We start from the raw sequence: 20,089 nt of genomic DNA on the forward strand, positions 1-20,089 counted from the left end.
TAGTGCAAGGACCGATTCCTTGCGGTTAGCATCGGGTCAGGCCATACGGCCGCCATCAAATCAGTGCGCCATGGTCATTTCTCACTGGAACCAATGTTCACGTGCTTTCATGATCAACGCCTTAGCGGCATCCTCTTCCATCCCGGTCATGTCGACCAGTTCATCCACTGCGAGCTCGGCGAGATCGTCGCGCGTCTGCACGCCGTGCTCGGCCAGCTTCGTGAGCAACTCCGGCGTGATGCCGTCGAGGCTCTTCAGATCCAGCGCTGCGTTTTCGACCTTTTCTTCGTTCGCGATCGCCATCGTCAGCAGCGCGTCGCGTGCGCGGTTGCGCAGCTCGTGCACGGTGTCCTCGTCGAACGCCTCGATCTCGAGCATTTCGTTGAGCGGCACGTAAGCGATCTCTTCGAGGCTCGTGAAGCCTTCGTCGATCAGGATGTCGGCGACTTCTTCGTCGACGTCGAGACGCGCCATGAACAGCGCACGCAGCCGATCGCGCTCTTCACCCTGCTTCAGGGCGGATTCGTCCGGCGTCATGATGTTGATCTGCCAGCCGGTCAGTTCGCCGGCAAGGCGAACGTTCTGACCGCTGCGGCCGATCGCGACAGCCAGCTCGTTCTCGTCGACGACGACGTCCATCGAATGCTTTTCTTCATCGACGACGATCGACTGGACGGCTGCCGGCGCGAGCGCGCCGATCACGAACTGGGCGGGATCCTCCGACCATAGCACGATGTCGATGTTTTCGCCACCGAGCTCGTTACGCACAGCCTGCACGCGCGAACCGCGGATGCCGACGCAGGTGCCGATCGGGTCGATCCGCTTGTCGTACGCGATCACGCCGATCTTCGCGCGAACGCCCGGATCGCGAGCGGCCGCCTTGATCTCGAGCAGGCCCTGCTCAATTTCCGGCACTTCCATCTCGAACAGCTTCATCAGGAACTCGGGCGCCGTGCGCGAGAGTTCGATCTGCGGGCCGCGCGCGGTGCGGTCGACCTTCGCGATGTATGCGCGCACGCGGTCGCCCACGCGCAGGTTTTCCTTCGGGATCAGCTGGTCGCGGCGCAGCAGCGCCTCGACACGGCCCGATTCGACGATGAAGTTGCCCTTGTCCAGGCGCTTCACCGTGCCGGTCATGATCTTTTCGCCGCGCTCGAGGTAGTCGTTCAGGATCTGCTCGCGCTCGGCGTCGCGCACCTTCTGCAGGATCACCTGCTTGGCGGCCTGCGCGCCGATACGGCCGAACTCGATCGACGGCACCGGCTCCTCGATGAATTCGCCGACTTCGACGTCGGGCTTCTGCTCGCGTGCTTCGAACAGCAGGATCTCGCGATCCGGCTCCTGCAAGCCTGCCTCGTCGGGCACGACGAGCCAGCGACGGAAGGTTTCGTGCTCGCCGCTTTCGCGATCGATATGGACGCGGATTTCGGCGCCTTCGTCGAACAGCTTCTTGGAAGCGGACGCGAGCGCAGCCTCGAGGGCGCCCAGCACCACATCCTTGTCGACGTTTTTCTCGCGCGCCAGCGCATCCACCAGCATCAACACTTCGCGACTCATTATTTGCGGCTCCTAAAGTCAACTTGCGGAATCAGGCGGGCTTTGTCGATATCGGCCAGCGTGAAATCCAGCATGGCTGCCTCGCCCTTCTTCCTCTCAAATTCCAAACCGATCGTTTCGCCATTCGGCGCGTGCAGAATGCCCCGGAACGTCTTGCGCCCGTCCAGCGGCTTTTTCAAGGTCACGGAAACTTCGCTGCCGGCGAAGCGCTCGAAGTCGGCCAGCTTCTTCAACGGGCGGTCGAGCCCCGGGGACGAGACTTCGAGCCGTTCGTAATCGATGTTTTCGACCGTCAAGACGTGCTGGAGCTGACGCGTGACCTTTTCGCAATCTTCGAGCGAGATGCCGGCAGGCTGATCGATATAGATGCAAAGCATGCCGCGCCCGGTGCGCTCGAGATCCACCAGCTCGTAGCCGAGCCCGGTGACCGTGGTTTCTATCAGTTCCGTCAGTTGCACAGTGTCCTCTCAGGTGTTCGCGCCCGCCGCTCGCGATTCACCCGCGGGCGCGCGCCTTAGCCGGCGCAGGAAGCGCTACCCGAGATGCCTAACCGTTTCAGCAAAAAAAAATGGGCGGAACGCCCATCTTCTTACTGGTGGTCGCACCTGAGCCGCACATTGAATCCGTACGCCCAGCGACTCCGCGATTATAGCGATTTTTGGCGCAAACGCCAAGCCAGCCGGTAAAAGCAGCGTCCATCCCGCCTTTACCGACCAAAAATGCGAAACCCGACCGTCCGCTCACGCGGCGCAATCCGGCAGCGCAATATATTCAGTGGAAAGCAAACCGCGCAGTGCGCGGTGCCGACGCAACGGGATCGGTGCCGATTTCGCCGGCACGCCGGCGGCTTCACGCCGCCGGATGCCCGGACGCTCAGCGACCGCGCGAGCGATTGCGCTGCGGACGCTGGCCGCCGCGCAGGCCGCCGGCGTTGCCGCCGCCGTCGGCGCGATTGCCGTTCGGATTGCGGTTGCCGCCCTTGCCGCCGCCGCGCTTGCCGCCGGCGCCTTCACGCTTCGGACCGGCGCCATACGACGCGCGATTGCCGTCGACATCGCGACCGCCGCCCGAACGATTGCCGTAGCCCGACGGCGAAACCGGCAGGCTGCCGTAGCCGCTCAGGCCCGGCAGGCCTGCGCCGCCACCGCGGCGGCCGCCGCCGCGACGCGGCTGGTCGAGCTGGCTGTGCGTGGTCAGCACCGGCTCGCGGCTGATGAAGCCCATCGACGTCTGCATCGGATCCGGCTGGCGGCGCTCGGACTGCGCACCACCGCCGCGCTTGCCCTTCTCTTCGGACGGCGCCTTCAGGCCGACGGTCGCCATCAGCTTGCGCACCTGCGCCTCGTCGAGCTCTTCCCAGCGGCCGCGCTTCAGCCCGCGCGGCAGCGGGATCGGGCCGTGGCGCGTACGAATCAGGCGGCTTACCATCAGGCCGGCCGCCTCGAACATCCGGCGCACTTCACGGTTGCGGCCTTCGGCCAGCGCGACGTGGTACCAGTGGTTCGTGCCTTCGCCGCCGCCGTCGCGGATGCGCAGGAAGTTCGCCGGGCCGTCATCGAGCTCGACGCCATGCAGCAGCTTCTGCCGCATCCCTTCCGACAGCTCGCCGACGACGCGCACCGCGTACTCGCGCTCGACGCTGTAGCGCGGGTGCATGAAGCGGTTCGCGAGATCGCCCGAAGTCGTCAGCATCAGCAGACCTTCGGTATTGAAGTCGAGGCGGCCGACCGCGAGCCATTTTGCCGTCTTCATCGGCGGCAGGCGGTCGAACACCGACGGACGGCCTTCCGGATCCGCGTGGCTGACGATCTCACCCGTCGGCTTGTGATACAGCAGCACGCGCGGCGGCTTGTTCGGCAGCTTGCGCTTGACCGGCTTGCCGTTGATGCGGACCTGGTCGGTCGGCATGATCCGCTGGCCGATGTGCGCCGGCTCGCCGTTCACCGACACGCGGCCGGCGACGATCAGTTCTTCCATTTCGCGGCGCGAGCCCATGCCGGCTTCCGCGAGCACCTTGTGCAGCTTCGGCGCATCGTCGTCCGGCGACAGCACGCGCTTGTTCGTCGGCTGGTTGCGGCCGCGGCGCAGCATCGGCGCACGCACGCCGCTGCCGCCTGCCGAATTGTCGGCGTCGAATGCCGGCGACGTCACGTAGGCGAACAGGTCGTCCTGCGATGCCGCATCGCCTTCAGCCTTCGCCGCGCCGCCGTCGGCCTTCGCCGAACCGCCGCGCCGCCCCTGGCCGCCCTGCGCACCCTTGGCTGCGCCTTCACGCTTGCCGGCCGGCTTGCGGCCGCCCTTGGCGGCGCCTTCCTTGCGCGGTGCGCGGGCAGGCTGCGCTTCGGCCGCCTCGGCCGGCTGCGCATCCGCGCCTTCGCCGCCCTGCGACTCGCCATCGGCGCCCTTCGACTTGGCCGCCGCGCGACGCCGCGCGATCAGGCTGCGCGGCCCGCGCCGCAGGCCGCGGCGGGGACGCTCGTCACCACCCGCGGCCGGAGCGTCCTGCTCCGGCGCATCGTCGGCACGCGCGGCCTGCACGGCAGGCGCGGACGATTCAATATCGTGGATATCTGTCAAAACAACCTCAAAATGTCAGGTCTCGCGCCCGGCGCGGGCGCGGCAAGAAGTCGGCCGCGATCAGGCGCGGCGCTGTTCGGGTTCTGCTTCGTCGTCCGGCAGCGCATCGGCGCCGATCGGCGCGCTGGCACTGCGTACGGCGTCGGCAAGACTGTCGGACGTATCGTCCAGCGTCTCGCCGTCCGCGGGACGGGAGCGCGACGCGTCGGCCTGGCCAGCGCCGTCCGGCATGTCGCCGGCCGCTTCCGCTCCGTCTCCGGCAACCGCGTCGGCGGCCGGCTTGCGATCTTCCTCGTTCCGTTCCGCGCGCAGCGGCTCGGGCTGCCCGCCGGCCGGCGCTGCTTCGGCGCCGCCCTGTCCGGTTTGAACGCGATCAGCTTCCAGCGTATCGCGGTTCGGCATTTCTTGCGTCGACGTGATGCCCGTCGCGGCGTCGCCCGGCAATTCGCCGGCCGGCGGCTCCGGCGTGTCGACCGCTGCCTCGCCGGTTTCCGGGACGTCGTCCGCCGCCGGTGCATCGCCATCAAAATCCATCGCCTGTTGCGCGAGCAACGCGGCCTCGATGTTCGCGGCGGGCTCCTCGAGCGCGGGCAGGTCGTCGAGCGCCTTCAGACCCAGATCGTCGAGGAACTGCTTGGTCGTCGCGTACAGCGCCGGGCGCCCTGGCACGTCGCGATGCCCGATCACCTCGATCCAGCCGCGATCCTCGAGCTGCTTGACCACCTGCGTATTGACCGTGACACCGCGAATCTCCTCGATGTCGCCGCGCGTGACGGGTTGCCGGTACGCGATGATCGCGAGCGTTTCGAGCACCGCGCGCGAATACTTCGGCGGTTTCTCGGGATGCAGTCGATCCAGATAATGGCGCATCGCCGGCTTGCTCTGAAAGCGCCACCCGGTTGCCAGCGCCACCAGTTCGACGCCGCGGCCGGACCAATCCTGTTTCAGATCTTCGAGCAACGTGCGGACCGTGTCAGCCGACACGCCGTCGGCAAAGAGCTTGCGCAAATCGCCGAGCTTCAGCGGTTCCTGCGCACAGATCAAAGCAGTCTCGAGGACGATCTTCGCCTCTTGGGTATTCATGCAGCTAGGCCAGACCCTGTGGTCAAACGAACCGGATCAACAAACAGACGAAAGGAACGGAAGACGCGCTCGCCCGATTCTGATCGGTCATATTGATGGGAGCACGAACCGGGGGCGGCGAACCAACTTCAAGCCAGGCCCAAACCGGACGGAACAGCACGGCACAACGACGGAACCGCGTGACTGAGCGCCATATTACGCAAAATTGCCCGGTGCGTAAAGATGAGCCGAATGGCCGGCCGCGCCCCGGCCGCGCCCGTTCCGCCCCCGCTTCAGCGCACGGCGGCGCCGCGCGCGAGGAACGCCCGCAGACGCTCGACACCCGTATCGAGCCGCGCCGGATCGCACGCGTAGCACCAGCGCACGAACCCTTCGCCCTCCGGACCGAACGCGCGCCCGGGCGCGAGCCCGAGCCTCGCGTCGCGCACGAGCGTCTTGCAGAACGCGAGGCTGTCGTCCGCGCCCGGCAAACGCAGGAACACGTACATCGCGCCGTCCGGAGCCGGCACGTCGACGCCCGGCAGCGTGCGCAGCGCGGCGACCAGATGGTCGCGCGCGCCGCGCAGCGCCGTGACGAACGACTGCACGAACGGCTCGCCTTCGCGCAGCGCGACTTCGCCCGCGGCCTGGACGAAACCCGGCGCGCACGACGTGTTGTATTCGACCAGCTTCGACAGATCGTCCATGACCGACGCCGGCGCGACCAGCCACCCGAGCCGCCAGCCCGTCATCGCCCATGCCTTCGAGAACGAGTTGACGACGATCACCCGCTCGTCGCGCGATGCGATGTCGAGGAACGACGGCGCGCCGCGCGCACCGATCGCGAGTCCTCCGGCGGACCCTCCGGCAAGCCCTTCGGCGAGCCGTTCGTACACCTCGTCGGCCACGAGCCAGATGCCGTGACGCCGGCAATGCGCGAGCACGGCCTGCTGGTCGTCGCGGGACATCGTCCAGCCGGTCGGATTGTTCGGCGAATTGACGAACAGCATCCGCGTGCCGGGCGTCAGCGCGGCCAGCAGCCGGTCGGCGTCGAGCCGCCAGCCCGTGTCGCCATAACGGAGCGGCACGCATTCGACCTGTGCGCCGAGGATCTTCGGGATTTCGACGAGGTTCGGCCAGAGCGGCGTGATCGCGACGACGCGATCGCCCGCCCCGACCAGTAACTGCGCGGCCAGCATCAGCGCGCTCACGCCTGAACTCGTGACGGCGATCGTGTCGACTGCCGTCGCGCCGTGCCGTGCGCTCACGTACGCGGCCAGCGCGTCGCGCAGCGACATCGTGCCGAGGTTGTGCGTATAGAACGTCGCGCCGTCACGAAGCGCTGCCGCGGCCGCGTCGCGAATGAACGCCGGCGTCACACGATCGGATTCGCCGAACCAGAACGGCAGCACGTCGGGCAGGCCCGAGCCGGCGTTCGCCACTTCCCTGATCAGCGACGACCGCAGCGCATGCACTGCGCCGCGTGCCGCCGGCCCGCCCGTCGCCAGGCCGGCATCTGCGAAATGCGTCATCGAGAACCACCGCCGAGGAACACGATCCGCGTAGTGTACCGGCGCGGGTGCCGGATCAGCACGCTCAGTCGAGATCCTCCGCCCGCGCCGGCATCTGCCGCACGAGTTCCCAGATCGCCTGCGCGGCGGGCGACAGCGACCGGTCGCGGCGACGCACCAGTTCGACGGTCCGCTCGGTGCGCGGCGTCAACGGCCGCGCGACCAGCGTCGATCCGGCCGGCAACGGCAAAGACAGCCACGGCTGCACGCTCACGCCGACACCGGCCTCGACGAGCCCGAACACCGTCGCCGAATGGCCGAGCTCCTGCATGACCGTCGCGTTGACACGATGGGCGGCCAGCGCGGCATCGATCAGCGGCCGGCTTCCGGATGCATGATCGAGCAGCACGAGGCGCTCGCCGTCGAGCGCCGTCCACGGCACCTCGGTGCGCGCCGCAAGCGGATGGTCGGCACGCGCGACCAGGCAGAACGAGTCGGTCATCAGCGGTTCGCACACGAGATCGGCAACGGCGAGCGGCCCGATGACGACACCGAAATCGACCTCGCTCGACTTCACCTTGCGCAACACGTCGCTCTGCACGTCGTCGCGCAAACCGAGCGTGACGAACGGGAACTGGCGCTCGCACGATGCGACGACGCGCGGCATCAGCCGGCACGCAATGGTCGGACTCGCGGCGACGATCACGCGCCCGCGCCGCTGTTCGCCGATCTCGCGAATCTCGCGCAGCGTGTCGTCGAGATCGTCGATCAGGCGCGACACGCTCGCGATCAGGTTCCCGCCGACGTCGGTCAGCTGCACGTCGCGGGTCGTCCGGTCGATCAGCTTCAGCCCGAGCTCGGCCTCGAGTTCGCGTACGCAGCGACTGACCGCCGACTGCGTGAGACCGATCTCGTCGCCCGCGCGGCTGAAGCTCCGCAGCCGCGCGACCTCGATGAATACGCGAAGCTGGCGCAGCGTGACGTTCATCCCCTCACCTCATCAATTGTCGGTATCGATGCGCGATTTTAATGTGCGAATCCGGTGTCGCGGCGCGAATCCGGCACGCGGCACACATGTTTCGCTGCGGTGCAATATCCGCGCAAACGCACGTGGCACGGGCGAATTGCACAAGATTGGTGATTGTCCTGATTTGCTGGCGGGTTATTTTGGCGTCTTATACGCCCCTAGCTGACTTAGCCGTTAGCCCGCTGCCAAGCGGCTCTCGAGGGAATCGCCTCCGACGTGGCACGCTTCGTGCATTACCTTGCGCACAGGGCGCAGGGTTCGTCGGACGGAAGGCAGAAAGGCCGCTGCCGGCCAACCGGACGCCCCCACCCGGCACTCGACGCTCGAGTGCTTGAAGAGTGCGCGGCGCAGGGCAGCGCACCGGAGTTAGCTTCGCTGAGGTGAGGACATGATGCTGTTCGACGATTTGAGAGATAACGAGTGGGCGCTGGTCGAGGGTCTGTTTTGCTCGGAACCCGCACGCAGCGAACGGCGTGGCCGTCCCCGCGTGGAGGCCCGTGCGGTGGTCAACGCCGTACTGTGGGTACTGTCGACGGGTGAAGGCTGGTCGAAGCTGCCGGGCCGCTATCCGTCACCGCCGACGTGCCGCCGCCGCTTCGACGAGTGGCAGGCAGACGGCACGCTCGCCGAAATCGTCAAGCGACTCGGCACGAGCGGCCGCCAGATTTCGCTGCGCGGGCGCATCGGCGCGAGCGCCGCAAAGCCGCCGGCCCCGCCGAGCCGTGACCGGCTGCGCGGCGCGTTCTGGACCAATCCGGAATCCTGGCGCGCCCCTGTGAAGATGGCGTAACGCATGCTTGTTCGGGCGGCTTCGGCCGCCCGGTTTCTTTCGGCATCCCGTCCTTCACGCGGCGCCCGCGCCGTCGTCGATTACCACTGTCGTGCCGCGATACATCTATTTACTATTATTTACAGCAAGCCTGCACTCCCGCGCTTACCTTAGCGACATATCAACAAGCCGCGCCGACGGCTTGAAGGGAGCCCCGCCATGAAAACAATGTCACTGCTCGTCGCATGCGGCATTGTCATTTCGCTGGCGCTGACTGCTCCCGCCCGCGCCGACGATCGCGCGAAGCCCCCTCACCGCCAGCAGGATCATCGCACCCTTCGCCAGCAACCGCCCGCCGCGTCGTCCAATCGACAGACCGTGCCGCGCGGCGACCTGCGCGGCGACATCGCGAGCAATGCACGCGCGCGTATCGGCTCGCAGGCGCCGGCCATGCCGCGTCACCCGTAACGCGGCAATCCGAAGGGTTTAACCAAAGAAAATTCCCGGATGCGGGAACTGCCCGGCATGGGACGAGTCACATCGTTGCCATGAGCACAGCGTGGCAACAGCAAAAGTATCCGGTACGCCCGTATCCTCGCGATACGGGCTTTTTTTTGGCGTCGCCGGCGGGCGACGCGCGAGGATGAAAGTGCGCCGCTACAGGCGGCTTTCGAGAATCGCCACGGCGCTCGCTTCGCTCAATGCGTAGTCGTCCATACGGCGATCAGTCCAGGAAAGCAGTTTTTCGTCGCGCTCGAGGCGCGCACATTCGGCTCGACCGTTATCGGTCAGCACCGCGATGTCGACCGGCGCGTGGAAACCCGGTGCGGGAGCAACGGTCTTCTGCCTGACCGTGTCCATCAGCCCCAGTGACCGGAGATACTCGAACACGCCCGGGCGGCGCGCCCACGGTACCTGGCGGTACTGCACTCGTCTCAATGCGTCGAGCACCGCTTCGTTGGAATACGTGGCCATCTCGATTCTTTCTTAAAGTGCAGCGACAATGCGAAGCGGCGCGCCGGGCGGCAGCTCCGCCCGCCGATACCGCCACCGATTCTGGAAGCCGACGTTCGGCGTCGCGTCAGGGCCGGATCGTCAGCCGTCCATAAAAAGACACCATACCCCAATCAAATTGATTCTGTTCGATTCATTTGTACTTCTCTTCATCTGTTTCATGCTCTGCCGCAAGCGGCGGCGACTCGTCGCGATTGCCGGCGCCGCGCTGTTCTGGCTGCTCGCGACGGGCTGGCTAGCCGCGCCGCTCCTCGCGTGGACCGAAGCCGGCGTCACGCCGGTCGAGCATCCCGACATGCGCGGGCAGACCACGCTCATCATCCTCGGCACCGGCACGCGACGCACCGATGCCGGCTTGCAGCCGCCGCTCGACGGTGACGCACGCATCCGCAAGACCGCCGCGCTCTATCGCACGTGCCGGCAACAGGCTACCCGCTGCACCGTCGTGATGTCGGGCGGCGACCCGCAACATCACGGCGAGACCGAGGCCGCGGTATACGGACGCCGGCTGGTCGCCGACGGCGTCGCTCCCGGCGACCTCGTTCTGGAGCCGAACAGCCGTACGACCTACGAAAATGCGAAGTTCACGGCGTCTATACTACGCTCTCAACATGACGACACGCGCATTCTCGTCACTTCGTCGTATCAGATGCGCCGCGCATTGCTCGATTTCCACCGCTTCGGCATCGATCCGCAGCCCGTCTACGCGAATCGGAGGCGAGCGCAAACGGGCTGGGTGCCGCGCTGGCACAACCTCGCGGATGCCAACCAGGCATTGCACGAGCTGATCGGTATCGCGCAGTTCCACGTGTATCGCTGGCTGGGCTGGTTCTGAACACGGCGCCGGCCGGGAAAGCGAGAACGGCAGCACTGCCCGCGATGGTGCGCGCATGACGGAATGCGTGAAGTGTTGCGCGACTTCAACGGAGGCTTGCGCCGCGCCACGTTCCGGTGCACATTGATCCGTCACTTTTGTTACACTCGACACGCACTCGATTGCAGTCGCCAGACAACACGGCAACATTCGGGTTCATCACCACTTAGCGGAGGTAAAGCAATGAAGAAGACGTCCCTGGCTATTCTGGTCGCGATGTCGGCGCTGACTGGCGCAGCGTATGCGCAAGAGAGCACGCAAATCCAGACCATCACCGACCCGGCGAAGATCGCCGAGATCGAGCAGCGCGCCCAGGCACTGCAACAGCAGCAAGCAGCCGAGGCTGCACAGCCGGCGGCTCAGGAAGAGCACCACCACGGCAAGAAGGCTGCTCACCACAAGGCAGCGAAGAAGGCCGGCAAGAAGGCCGCCAAGGCCGCTCCGGCAGAAGCTGCCAGCCAGTAAGTTCGGCGGCACCGCACATGCGAAAAGCCGAACCCGGGCAACCGGGTTCGGCTTTTTTGGTTGCGGCGCCTGCGCGCTGTGCTAAAGTCGCGCACCGAAATTTTCCACCCGTGCGCACCCCGGTGCGGAGGACAGCATGAGCAACATTCAACTCGACATCGAGTGGACCGAAGCGGCCACTCGCAAGATCAAGCAACTGATGCCGCGCGGCTCGGACGACGCCTTCCTCGCGCTGCCGCCGATCGAGTGCCTGCCGATGGAGGGCGACGTGCTTTTCCTCGGCCCGCAAGGCAAGCAGCAACCGTTCATCGTCGCCGAACGCCAGTATCACCACGATGGCGATGCGGACTGGACGATCATTCTGATTCTCGACGTTCCCAGCGCGTCGCATTGACGCGTCATGGCGGCCGGCAATGTGCCCGGCCGCACGCATCATCCGCGCAGACGCGCTTCGACAGCGCGGATTCCGCAGCGGGCGATCCTCGCCGCCGCTGCCGGGCAGAGAGCGTTCCAGGCACGCAGCTTCGCTTGCACGACGACCGCGATTCCTGCCGCTCCCGACCTGTTCATCCCGGACGAATCCGGACTACGGCACCGCTCGATCGGTACGCCGTCGCACGATGGCTCCAAAAAAATTGCCCGCGCTCCAGAAGAAGCGCGGGCAAAACCGTCGCCCTACGAGGATAGGCGACGGGGCCATCGAGATCCGCGCACCGCGCGGATCGTCATCGGTTGCGCCGGCGCTCGCTGCGCCGGCATCTGAAGGCAGGGATACCGTTGATCGAGGCGCTCGCGACGCCCGCCCGGAATCTCGTGCCATCCTCCCTGTCCTAACGATTCCAACTTATAAAGCAGTTTGCGTGCCAGTCGCACTTTCGAAAGCACGCCATTGATCCATAAGGATATTTTCGTCAGTCATGACGATGTAACACCGGCTCGGGCGCCGTAACGCGCGGATGTTACGTAACGTCACGCGGAGCGCCCGAATGTCGCGAACAGACGGTCACGCGCGAGCGCAATAAAAAAGCCCGCCGGATGGCGGGCTTTTTCGAGGGGCGGGATCGTATCGAGATCAGCGCAGCTGATTCACGAGCAGCCCCATGATCTGACGGGCCGGCGACGACGTATCGATCGCACCGGAATCGTCGACGACCGCCACGCGCGTCTGGTCGGGCGTCAGCGCCTTGACGTTGACGCGATACTGCTTCGCCTGCTTTTCCTTCTTGCCGTGGAACAGCTGGCTCCAGAAGCCTTGCTCGGCCGCGCTCAGATCCTTCGGATCGACATAACGCACGAAATACAGACCCTTCGTGCGATCGCGATCGTCGACCGTGAAGTTCGCGCGGTCGAGCGCGAGGCCGACGTGCAGCCACGAGCGGTCGTACGGCTCGCCGAGCGTGACTTCGGACGGCACCGAAGCGGAGTCGACGTCGTTCCCTTGCGACGACGTACGGGCGACGTTCTGCGCGGCGATGGCCGCGGCGGCCTTCGATGCGTCCGTATCGGCCTTCTTGTCCTTCGGCACCGCGTTGTCCTTGATGTTCGCGATCGGCGGCTCGCCGTTCTTCGCGCGCTGCTCGTTCTGTGCGAGCACCGCCATCAGTCGCTTCAGGTACTCGGTTTCGAGCGCCGGGTCGTTCGGCTTCGCTTCCCACTTGCTCGAATCGTTGCTGGCGCCGGTGAGCGCCTCGCGCATGCCCTTCTGGCTGATGAACACGTAGGTGCCGCCGTTCGGCGCGGCGTCGAGACGCGTGCGGTACTTGTTGCGCTCGGCCGTCACGTACGAATTGCCCATCGCCTTCGAGATCACGCTGCGGATCAGGCCGTCGTTGATCTGCGGGTGGGTTTCGTTCCAGTCGGTTTCCATCACGCCCTTGTCGCGCTGGTCGACGACGAGCAGAAAGCCCTGCTCCTGCCAGAAACGACGAACCTGCGGCCAGATGTCGGCGGGCTTCTTGCCGTCGATCACGAGCCAGCTCTCGGTGCCGTCGCGCTGGATGTGCATGCCGGCCACCGCGGGCGCGACGGTGTCCGTGACAGGCGCCGCCTGCTGGACCTGCTGAAGCGCGGACAGGGAAGTCGCGCCGCCCTGCGGCGGCAGCGAACGCTGATCGGCCGTCTCGTCGAGCATGTTGGGCGGCACTGCGAGCGACGCTTCCTTCGATTTCGAATCGCTCTTGTAGTCCACTTTCGTGGGCGACGACGTACCGCAACCGGCAACGAGCGCACCGGTGGCAAGCACTGCAGCGAACCGCATGGTAAGACGAAGATCAGTCATGTTCGGGGAATCCTCTTCCGCTAAATCACGGCGCTTTCCGTGGATCAACCTTGCATTTTACCGGGGCCGCGCCGGGATGTGCAAAAAAGCGACGGCCAAGAAAAAACCCGCGTCAGCGTGAACTGACGCGGGTTCTTGTCTGGTCGGGGCGAGAGGATTTGAACCTCTTCGAACCCACCGTGAAATAAGGCTTTCCGGGCAATGTGTCGACGCGTTTCGCCGTGTAAATTGACGCAGTGGCGCTTAGTCTAGCACGGCCCCGCCCGGGCCTCCCTTGCCTTCTTCCGGCTCCTACATCCTGGAACCTGTCTGATGGTGTCCAACATGAAGAAACACGAGTAGCCCATTCATAGCAGCCGCCCCTTGCTTCAGGCCAGGAGCAGCGCCCCCAACGCCGCAGTTGTAGCCATGCTCCCGGTTCCGAAAGTGGAATCCGCGATGCATGGGCGCTCGGACTGCTCCCCGTTCGCTTCGGGCCCATCAGCGGCGGCTAATGCCCTTTACGTAACAGAGCCACTGAAAGTCCCAGATTGCTACGCAGACGCTTTCGTGCGAACAGTCACGGAGGGCTTCCACTGAGCCACCCCGCAACCGCAACAGGTGCTCGCGGTCCGCGTGCGGGACACATGCTCTGCCATGCGAGGCCTTCACTGCCTGTTCAATTTACGGGGCAGCATCAATCATGCCATACTAGCCGAAAAGCAGTTTGCGCAAAACGGTACGATGCATTGATACGTTTACGTGTAACGCTACCGACAAATCTGTCGTGAAACACGGGGAATTCACAAAATATGGCCGCCACCTGGAAAAATCTTGAGGATCATGTCCGCGGTATAGCAAAGCTTCGCTGGAACGCCTCATGCAATCCGGAACATCTGAATGGGGTCGATTTCGATGGCGTGGTACGCGTATCCGCCGACGAAATAATTCTTATTGAAATAACAAAAGAACGGACTTTAGAAAAAGTCAGAAATGATCTTAATAAAATAATCCCCACAAAAATAAATTTGGCTACCCAGGGAGTAATTTGTCGCGGATATGTTGTCTTAGACGAGGAACCGACTTTGAGCATGACTGAGGCTGGTAAATCCGCCCACATAACAGTCTGCTCGTCACAGGAATTTGAGCAGTCGTTCTTTGACTTTCCGGCATATCATGCACTCCGAGTTGACTTCCCATTTGGAAGCGCCGTTGATTCAAAGACAGGCGCAAACGATACCCGAAACTTCGTTCCCATCAGATACGAAGATGCCAATGGCGACGGCTCTCATGCCATTTCCGATTTAGTCACAAAACTTTTGCGCGGTACAAAGATTGCCCTCACTGGAGATTTCGGTACGGGCAAGAGCCGTTGTGTCCGAGAAGTATACAACCAGCTAAGCTCAAAAATTCGTGATGCTGGAGCTTTCCCTATTGCCATAAATCTGCGCGATCATTGGAGTAGCTCCAACGCACTGGAGGTACTCGCAGGCCATCTTGGCAATATTGGCCTCTCCAGTTCGATAGACAATTTCGTCCGACTCCTAAACTCCGGTGCACTTATTCTTCTTCTTGACGGCTTTGACGAAATTGGCGCTCAGAGCCACGACATTCGAGTCGATGATCGCATTGCGCTGCGTCGTCATGCCGTGAGAGGCGTCAGGGACCTTATTCAAAGATCAAAGGCCGGCGTTCTTGTGACAGGCAGATCACATTTCTTCGATAGTGATGATGAAATGCTGCGATCACTGGGCCTACTCGGAGCAAGGGACGATACCAGCGTCATTAAGGTTCCCGATACATTCACGCACTCCGAGGGTGAGAAATATTTCAAGGATCTGGGAATCGACGCACCGCTTCCAACATGGCTACCTCGAAAGCCATTGGTCTTCCAAGTGCTTGTGGAGCTTGATAAGGATGATGTCACCCGAATCCTTAAAAAAGAACATGGACAATTTGAGTTTTGGGGAGCATTTCTTAACGCAGTGTGCGTACGCGAGTCTAAAGGTGTGGGTGAGTCGATTGCCCCCCAAACTATTCGCTTCATTCTATATGAATTGGCATCAAAGGCTCGTTATTCAGACACATTCCTTGGGCGACTTTCCCCACGAAACATTGATGAGGCATACGAGCGTGCGGTAGGAACTGCTCCGGACCAAACCGGACGGCAGCTATTGGCGCGCATGTGTACACTTGGACGCATCGAGCCGGAATCTCCAGACCGGCAATTTGTCGATTACGATGTAATTGACATTTTGCGTGCAGAACGACTCATTACCGACGTAATCTCAATGACGCCGGAAAATACCGGAAGTCAATGGAAGCAGTCACTAAGATCGCTTGGGATAATTTATGTGGCATCAACGGTCAGGAATTTTGACCTTGATACGCTATGCTTCGCTTATCTCAGAAAGTATGGGAACACCGCAAATACCAAGCGACTTGGTGAAATTATTTCGGCGCTCTCACTGTTCGGCGACGAGCGACTCGATTTCAAGTCTTTGCAGCTTTCTGGCTCCGAAATTCCGATTCTCAACCTTAGCTCAAGAAAAATTGCCAACTTATCAATCAAGCAATCGGTGATTGGCCTTATTATGATTCAAGATACACCAATAGACGAATCAGATGGATTTTATATTGATGACTCTCTTTTTGCCGTTGTCAGAGGCGTGACTACGCAAGCTGGGTTGCCAGCATGGATCAAGAACACAGATGTCATTGAATTCGAACGGCTGTCGAATTCCGCCAGAATAAAGGAAAGCTCTCTGAGCGCTTCGCAGAAACTATTTCTGTCGATAATTCATAAAATCTTCTTTCAATCGGGCGCCGGTCGCGAGGAAGCGAGTCTGCTCAAGGGCGGATACGGGCAAAAATACAGCCCTAAATTGGTTGAGGCGATTCTGAAACTGCTTTTGCGGGAGCAAACCATCGAACGAAATAAGGGAGATGACGGCTGGGTCTATAAGCCCGTTCGCCGTCATACCGAGCGCATGAGTCGAATCAAGGCTGAACTCACCCTTTCTGAAGACCCGCTCTGGGAGTCCGTAAGTTCATTGTCTTTGTAGGATCCTCATTAAGAGCACGGGAGATCGTGGCACCCCATAGCGAAATGATTCGCAAGGGCTCACACAGATCCCCCGTGCTCCGCGCAATAAGCATAGATTCCATAACACGGCTTACCTGCGGCATACAGTGCACGGAGACTCATGTTCGGGGCTGAGATGCCAGGAGTCTCTTGGTTTGGATTGGGGAAGCAGCAGCGACAAACAAAGAGAAGCCATGTAGCCTAGGCGGCCTAAGCCTATCTCTTAAAGTCTTATAGAGGCGTAGGTAGCCTAGGGACTCAACCTGTGCGGAGTTATTCCGCGCCCTAGGACTTCCCGAAATTAACGGGTGAGACCTCGGCCTCCTGTATACGGTAGACGCGATTACAGCCCCGCCATGCCACTACTGCTCCGTCCGCCTGGGTTGGTCTAGGCGAGCTCGTGGTAAACCGGTGACAGCCCTGGATTCGTGCGGGAGGTATACGGCGGACAGCGCCCTCCAGCTTGCTTGATCCGGGCAGCATGTGAAGCGAAGGCGCAGCCCGCACGCTCCCAGGCGAAACAAAAAAAACAGATGCACGCACGTACAAATGAGAGCGCGGTTTGGGCTCTCTACCGTGTGCTGAGTTGATTGGACGGCGGTACAAACGAAAAGACTCCGTCTGACGGCGAGCCGTGGGATGAACCGCACCGGGAATCGTGGAGGCCGGTTGGTTTAAGTTAATGCAGGCACTTCAGCAGCATTTCCGAGTTGCCTGTAGTAGTTTGCCTCAGCTTCGGCAGGCGGGATATAGCCGAGCGGTTCCATCAGCCGATGATGGTTGTACCAGGCGACCCATTCCAGCGTTGCCAGTTCGACGGATTCCCTCGTTTTCCAAGGGGCGCGCCGATGAATCAGTTCCGTCTTGTAGAGACCGTTGATCGTTTCAGCCAGCGCGTTATCGTAACTGTCGCCGCGGCTGCCGACGGACGGCTCGATACCCGCCTCGGCCAAACGTTCGCTGTACCGAATGCTGACGTATTGAGCCCCCCTATCGGAGTGGTGTATCAAAGTCCCATCGTCGCCCGGTTGGCGCGCGTACAGCGCCTGTTCGAGCGCATCCAGAACGAAGTCCGTGCTCATCGACGAACTGACGCGCCAACCGACGATGCGACGGGCAAACACGTCGATCACGAACGCCACGTACAGCCAACCCTGCCATGTCGAGACATAGGTGAAGTCAGACACCCAAAGCTGATTCGGGCGCTCAGCCTTGAACTGCCGGTTGACCCGGTCCAACGGGCGCGGGGTGCTCGTATCGGGATTCGTCGTGCGAACTCGCTTGCCGCGAACTGCGCCTCGCAAGCCTTGCAGCTTCATCAGCCGCCCGACCGTGCAGCGTGCGACCACAATGCCCTCCCGGTTCATCTGCTTCCAGACCTTTGGCACACCGTAGACCTGCATGTTGGCCCGCCAGACACGCTTGATCTCGGGTTGCAGGACCTCATCGCGTTTGGCGCGAGCGCAGCGTTTGGACGGATCACGACGCTGCGCAGCATGGCGTCGGTAGCCCGACGGGGCAATCCGCAAGACCTTGCAGATCGGCTCGACCCCGAAGGTGTCGCGATGCTGATCAACGAAGGCCTTCAGGACTTGAATCGGCGGTCGAGCTCCGCCTGGGCGAAAAACGCGCTCGCCAGCTTGAGAATCTCGTTGGTACGGCGCAGTTCCTTGACCTCACGCTCCAGGGCCTTGATGCGTTCACGCTCGGCCGTGCTCACGCCATCACGTTCCCCACGATCGATCTCCTCGCGCTTGACCCAATCCAGCAGCGTCTGCGGCGTACAGCCGATCATCGGCGCAATCGATTCGACCGCCGCCCACATCGACGGATGTTCGCTACGCTGCTCACGTACCAGACGCACTGCGCGCTCCCGGACTTCCGGGGAAAACTTGGTTGCCTTCTTGTTCATGGCTCGATTCTCTCAAGAATCCGAGCCTCCACAAAATTCGGTGCGGTTCAGTGCGCGTTCATTACGACATTCAAGCAGACCATGAAACGCGGCCCGCCGAAGCGAGCCGTCGTTAGGGCCAGGCGCGAACATTCGTGATTGCTACTGGGACACTCCGGGCCAGTCAAGGCGGTCCAATGCTTCTCTCATAGCCGGAAGGCTCGCTGCCGCCGTGTAGGTCTTACGGCCGCTAGAGCCCTGTGTCGAGTGACCGGTAATCGAATCCATCGTGGCCTCGCCGACGTGTTTCTCTGCCAAGGTAGACCGGAGCCAATGGCGGAACTTGTGGGCACCCTCTAGCGCCCCTTCTGGCAATGCAGCAGCCTTGCGGAACTGGCGGAACCATTGGCCCATAGTGTCGCCTGGCCCCCGCGCACGACCGCAGGCAGACGGGAGCGCTGGCCCAATGCCGCCCAAGATTGCCCGGAGCCACTGAGCGAACCAGGGGTCGGCCAGTAGGTGTGCGGCCAGCGGGACGACTCGCTCAGACTCCTGAGTCTTGACCGTGCCAGCCTCGGCAGTGATCCGTATTACCGTGATCCCGTTGCGGGTCTGGAAGTCCTCTTTCCGTAGCTGCGCGATCTCGCCAATGCGCGCACCAGTGTGCAGCAGCAATAACAGCAAAGCGCGACCATCAGACGGCTCTACGTCCTGCCAATGGGGAACCTCAGCCATGCGACCGGAGAACAGAGAATGACCGAACATTCGCCGCATCTCATCGTCGGTCCAAGGCTCACGGGACTTCGCCCCGATTGTCTTGTCAAATGTGAGGTCGAGCGGATTTCGCTCCAGTAGATCAATCTTTACGGCTACGTTTGCGAGGGAGGTGATACATGCCGCATGGTTTGCCGCCGTCTTACGGGACCATCCACGCGCCGGGTCCAGCAAGAACTCAACAAACGCGGCCCCTTTGGCCTTCGTCAGTTCAGTAAGTGGCACGCTGCCCACGGCCTGCTCGAACAACGTCAGCGCCCTCTCTGTGCGTCCAATGGCGTTGTCCTTAGGGGCGTTGCGTGCGATCCAGGACGGTACGACATCGCGTAAGGTCTTAGGCGGCTCGGGCTCGGACGACTCCGCGTGTACCTGCGGCGGCTCCGGTGCTACCGGAGTATCAATCGGATTGCCTCCCTGCCGCTTCTCAATATCTACCAGTGCGGAGACCACGGCCCGTGTAATCTGGATCAAGCACCTTGTCCCTTCCTGGGAATCCCAGTTGATCCTCAGGCCCCATTCTTCAGCGGTACGCGCGGCGACGGCGCGTGCTGCACCCAGGTCTCCATTGCGCATCGCTACGATAGACCCGCTCCTAGCCCTATCAAGGCGGGCTCGCGCTTGTACCCGTGCTGTGGGGTCGGCCTCAAGGAATGTTACGTGGTCGTCAACGTGCAGCAAGGAAAACCGGACGGCTTCCACGAACTGTTGCGCCAATGCTGGCGTAAGCGCCACGAACGGTGCGGGGGCGGCCTTGGTCCGCAGCGCGTCGAATCGGTCGCGGTGCTCCGCTATCAGCTTGAGGGCCTTGGTGATTGCTTCGTCTCGGTTTGAGGTCCGCAGACTCGCGCGATAGGCGTCAGCCTTTGGCTTGCCGGTCTTTGGGTCGCGGTAGAAGTTCTCTAGGTCCTTGGGGACGCCGATACGAATCTGGAAAACTGAGGAACCGGGCCTGAGGTAGACGCCGGTAGGGAGTTGGGTTGCCAAGTCAGTCATCTCCGAATTTTACACGGCGAACTGACACACCCAATTGACACACCCGGAAAACGGAAAGGCCCGGAAACCTTTGTCAGCATTGGCTTCCCAATACTGGCGCGGGTTTCCGGGCCTTATATCCTGGTCGGGGCGAGAGGATTTGAACCTCCGACCACCTGCACCCCATGCAGGTACGCTACCAGGCTGCGCTACGCCCCGAAAGGAAAAAATTATAACAGACAGTTGGCCGGTTT

16 protein-coding genes, 1 tRNA gene, 1 pseudogene and 1 other annotated feature are annotated in these 20,089 nt (G+C 62.5%); of the genes and pseudogenes, 7 read left to right on the forward strand and 11 right to left on the reverse strand.

Translation table 11 applies throughout. From position 1 onward, the window contains the following. Window positions 1-81: 81 nt before the first annotated feature. From nusA to Q3A80_RS12005, 6 genes are all read right to left on the reverse strand, one after another. Window positions 82-1,557, reverse strand: a complete 1,476-nt coding sequence (nusA, locus tag Q3A80_RS11980; protein ID WP_040144048.1) for a transcription termination factor NusA — start codon at window positions 1,555-1,557, stop codon at window positions 82-84. Further along, on the reverse strand, window positions 1,557-2,015 hold the full coding sequence (rimP, locus tag Q3A80_RS11985; RefSeq protein WP_040144047.1) for a ribosome maturation factor RimP: 459 nt from the start codon (window positions 2,013-2,015) through the stop codon (window positions 1,557-1,559). Before rimP ends, nusA begins: the two co-directional genes overlap by 1 nt. Window positions 2,016-2,430: 415 nt before the next feature. Beyond that, a complete protein-coding gene (gene rluB, locus Q3A80_RS11990; RefSeq protein ID WP_446329238.1) occupies window positions 2,431-4,134 on the reverse strand; it encodes a 23S rRNA pseudouridine(2605) synthase RluB in 1,704 nt (567 codons plus the stop codon). Window positions 4,135-4,194: 60 nt separating this feature from the next. Further along, on the reverse strand, window positions 4,195-5,217 hold the full coding sequence (gene scpB / locus Q3A80_RS11995; RefSeq protein WP_446329239.1) for an SMC-Scp complex subunit ScpB: 1,023 nt from the start codon (window positions 5,215-5,217) through the stop codon (window positions 4,195-4,197). Window positions 5,218-5,489: 272 nt separating this feature from the next. Continuing rightward, window positions 5,490-6,728, reverse strand: coding sequence for a pyridoxal phosphate-dependent aminotransferase (locus tag Q3A80_RS12000; RefSeq protein WP_446329240.1), 1,239 nt, complete (start codon window positions 6,726-6,728; stop codon window positions 5,490-5,492). Between the two features lie 64 nt (window positions 6,729-6,792). Then, a complete protein-coding gene (locus tag Q3A80_RS12005) occupies window positions 6,793-7,695 on the reverse strand; it encodes a LysR substrate-binding domain-containing protein (RefSeq protein ID WP_446329241.1) in 903 nt (300 codons plus the stop codon). Between the two features lie 430 nt (window positions 7,696-8,125). Here Q3A80_RS12005 and Q3A80_RS12010 point away from each other — a divergent pair. Further along, window positions 8,126-8,521 (forward strand): annotated as a pseudogene (locus tag Q3A80_RS12010) (transposase); the annotation flags it as partial. Window positions 8,522-8,722: 201 nt separating this feature from the next. Further along, a complete protein-coding gene (locus Q3A80_RS12015) occupies window positions 8,723-8,971 on the forward strand; it encodes a hypothetical protein (RefSeq protein ID WP_446329242.1) in 249 nt (82 codons plus the stop codon). 189 nt (window positions 8,972-9,160) lie between these two features. Here the strand turns inward: Q3A80_RS12015 and Q3A80_RS12020 are convergent, their stop codons facing one another. Next, complete coding sequence (locus tag Q3A80_RS12020) at window positions 9,161-9,478, reverse strand: hypothetical protein (RefSeq protein WP_006754206.1); 318 nt, start codon at window positions 9,476-9,478, stop codon at window positions 9,161-9,163. A 157-nt stretch (window positions 9,479-9,635) separates the two neighbouring features. Here Q3A80_RS12020 and Q3A80_RS12025 point away from each other — a divergent pair, with 157 nt between their 5' ends. The 4 genes from Q3A80_RS12025 to Q3A80_RS12040 all read left to right on the forward strand — a co-directional run bounded on the left by Q3A80_RS12025 (window position 9,636) and on the right by Q3A80_RS12040 (window position 11,619). After that, window positions 9,636-10,352 carry a YdcF family protein gene (locus Q3A80_RS12025; RefSeq protein ID WP_446329264.1) on the forward strand — a complete coding sequence of 239 codons (717 nt, stop codon included), beginning with the start codon at window positions 9,636-9,638 and terminating at the stop codon, window positions 10,350-10,352. A 222-nt stretch (window positions 10,353-10,574) separates the two neighbouring features. Then, window positions 10,575-10,856 carry a hypothetical protein gene (locus tag Q3A80_RS12030; protein WP_040144039.1) on the forward strand — a complete coding sequence of 94 codons (282 nt, stop codon included), beginning with the start codon at window positions 10,575-10,577 and terminating at the stop codon, window positions 10,854-10,856. Window positions 10,857-10,992: 136 nt separating this feature from the next. Beyond that, complete coding sequence (locus Q3A80_RS12035) at window positions 10,993-11,250, forward strand: hypothetical protein (RefSeq protein ID WP_006486090.1); 258 nt, start codon at window positions 10,993-10,995, stop codon at window positions 11,248-11,250. Window positions 11,251-11,256: 6 nt separating this feature from the next. Beyond that, window positions 11,257-11,619, forward strand: coding sequence for a hypothetical protein (locus Q3A80_RS12040; RefSeq protein WP_446329243.1), 363 nt, complete (start codon window positions 11,257-11,259; stop codon window positions 11,617-11,619). 309 nt (window positions 11,620-11,928) lie between these two features. Here Q3A80_RS12040 and bamC read toward each other — a convergent pair whose 3' ends face one another. After that, a complete protein-coding gene (bamC, locus tag Q3A80_RS12045) occupies window positions 11,929-13,134 on the reverse strand; it encodes an outer membrane protein assembly factor BamC (protein WP_446329244.1) in 1,206 nt (401 codons plus the stop codon). 791 nt (window positions 13,135-13,925) lie between these two features. Between bamC and Q3A80_RS12050 the strand changes: the two genes are divergently transcribed. Continuing rightward, window positions 13,926-16,178, forward strand: a complete 2,253-nt coding sequence (locus Q3A80_RS12050) for a hypothetical protein (protein WP_446329245.1) — start codon at window positions 13,926-13,928, stop codon at window positions 16,176-16,178. A 694-nt stretch (window positions 16,179-16,872) separates the two neighbouring features. On the opposite strand, the gene Q3A80_RS12055 is transcribed toward Q3A80_RS12050, so the two are convergent. The 3 genes from Q3A80_RS12055 to Q3A80_RS12065 form a co-directional block, all read right to left on the reverse strand. Beyond that, window positions 16,873-18,110 (reverse strand): IS3 family transposase gene (locus Q3A80_RS12055; RefSeq protein ID WP_446329246.1). Its coding sequence is split into 2 segments (ribosomal slippage): window positions 16,873-17,819 and window positions 17,819-18,110, totalling 1,239 coding nucleotides; the frame shifts between segments, so codons are not numbered across the junction. After that, window positions 17,713-17,829, reverse strand: a sequence feature (AL1L pseudoknot). It overlaps the preceding gene by 117 nt. 141 nt (window positions 18,111-18,251) lie before the next feature. Beyond that, window positions 18,252-19,847 carry a DUF6538 domain-containing protein gene (locus Q3A80_RS12060; RefSeq protein ID WP_446329247.1) on the reverse strand — a complete coding sequence of 532 codons (1,596 nt, stop codon included), beginning with the start codon at window positions 19,845-19,847 and terminating at the stop codon, window positions 18,252-18,254. A gap of 130 nt (window positions 19,848-19,977) precedes the next feature. Further along, window positions 19,978-20,054: transfer RNA gene (locus Q3A80_RS12065), tRNA-Pro, on the reverse strand. Window positions 20,055-20,089: the final 35 nt, after the last annotated feature.

It is taken from the genome of Burkholderia sp. SR8 (assembly GCF_052851275.1).

Coding starts and splice junctions, on each gene's coding strand:
- Q3A80_RS12015 (WP_446329242.1), top strand. CDS start 8,723: ATGAAAACAATGTCACTGCTCGTCGCATGCGGCATTGTCATTTCGCTG.
- Q3A80_RS12020 (WP_006754206.1), bottom strand. CDS start 9,478: ATGGCCACGTATTCCAACGAAGCGGTGCTCGACGCATTGAGACGAGTG.
- scpB (WP_446329239.1), bottom strand. CDS start 5,217: ATGAATACCCAAGAGGCGAAGATCGTCCTCGAGACTGCTTTGATCTGT.
- Q3A80_RS12040 (WP_446329243.1), top strand. CDS start 11,257: ATGGCGGCCGGCAATGTGCCCGGCCGCACGCATCATCCGCGCAGACGC.
- Q3A80_RS12005 (WP_446329241.1), bottom strand. CDS start 7,695: ATGAACGTCACGCTGCGCCAGCTTCGCGTATTCATCGAGGTCGCGCGG.
- Q3A80_RS12000 (WP_446329240.1), bottom strand. CDS start 6,728: ATGACGCATTTCGCAGATGCCGGCCTGGCGACGGGCGGGCCGGCGGCA.
- bamC (WP_446329244.1), bottom strand. CDS start 13,134: ATGACTGATCTTCGTCTTACCATGCGGTTCGCTGCAGTGCTTGCCACC.
- Q3A80_RS12050 (WP_446329245.1), top strand. CDS start 13,926: ATGGCCGCCACCTGGAAAAATCTTGAGGATCATGTCCGCGGTATAGCA.
- Q3A80_RS12030 (WP_040144039.1), top strand. CDS start 10,575: ATGAAGAAGACGTCCCTGGCTATTCTGGTCGCGATGTCGGCGCTGACT.
- nusA (WP_040144048.1), bottom strand. CDS start 1,557: ATGAGTCGCGAAGTGTTGATGCTGGTGGATGCGCTGGCGCGCGAGAAA.
- Q3A80_RS12035 (WP_006486090.1), top strand. CDS start 10,993: ATGAGCAACATTCAACTCGACATCGAGTGGACCGAAGCGGCCACTCGC.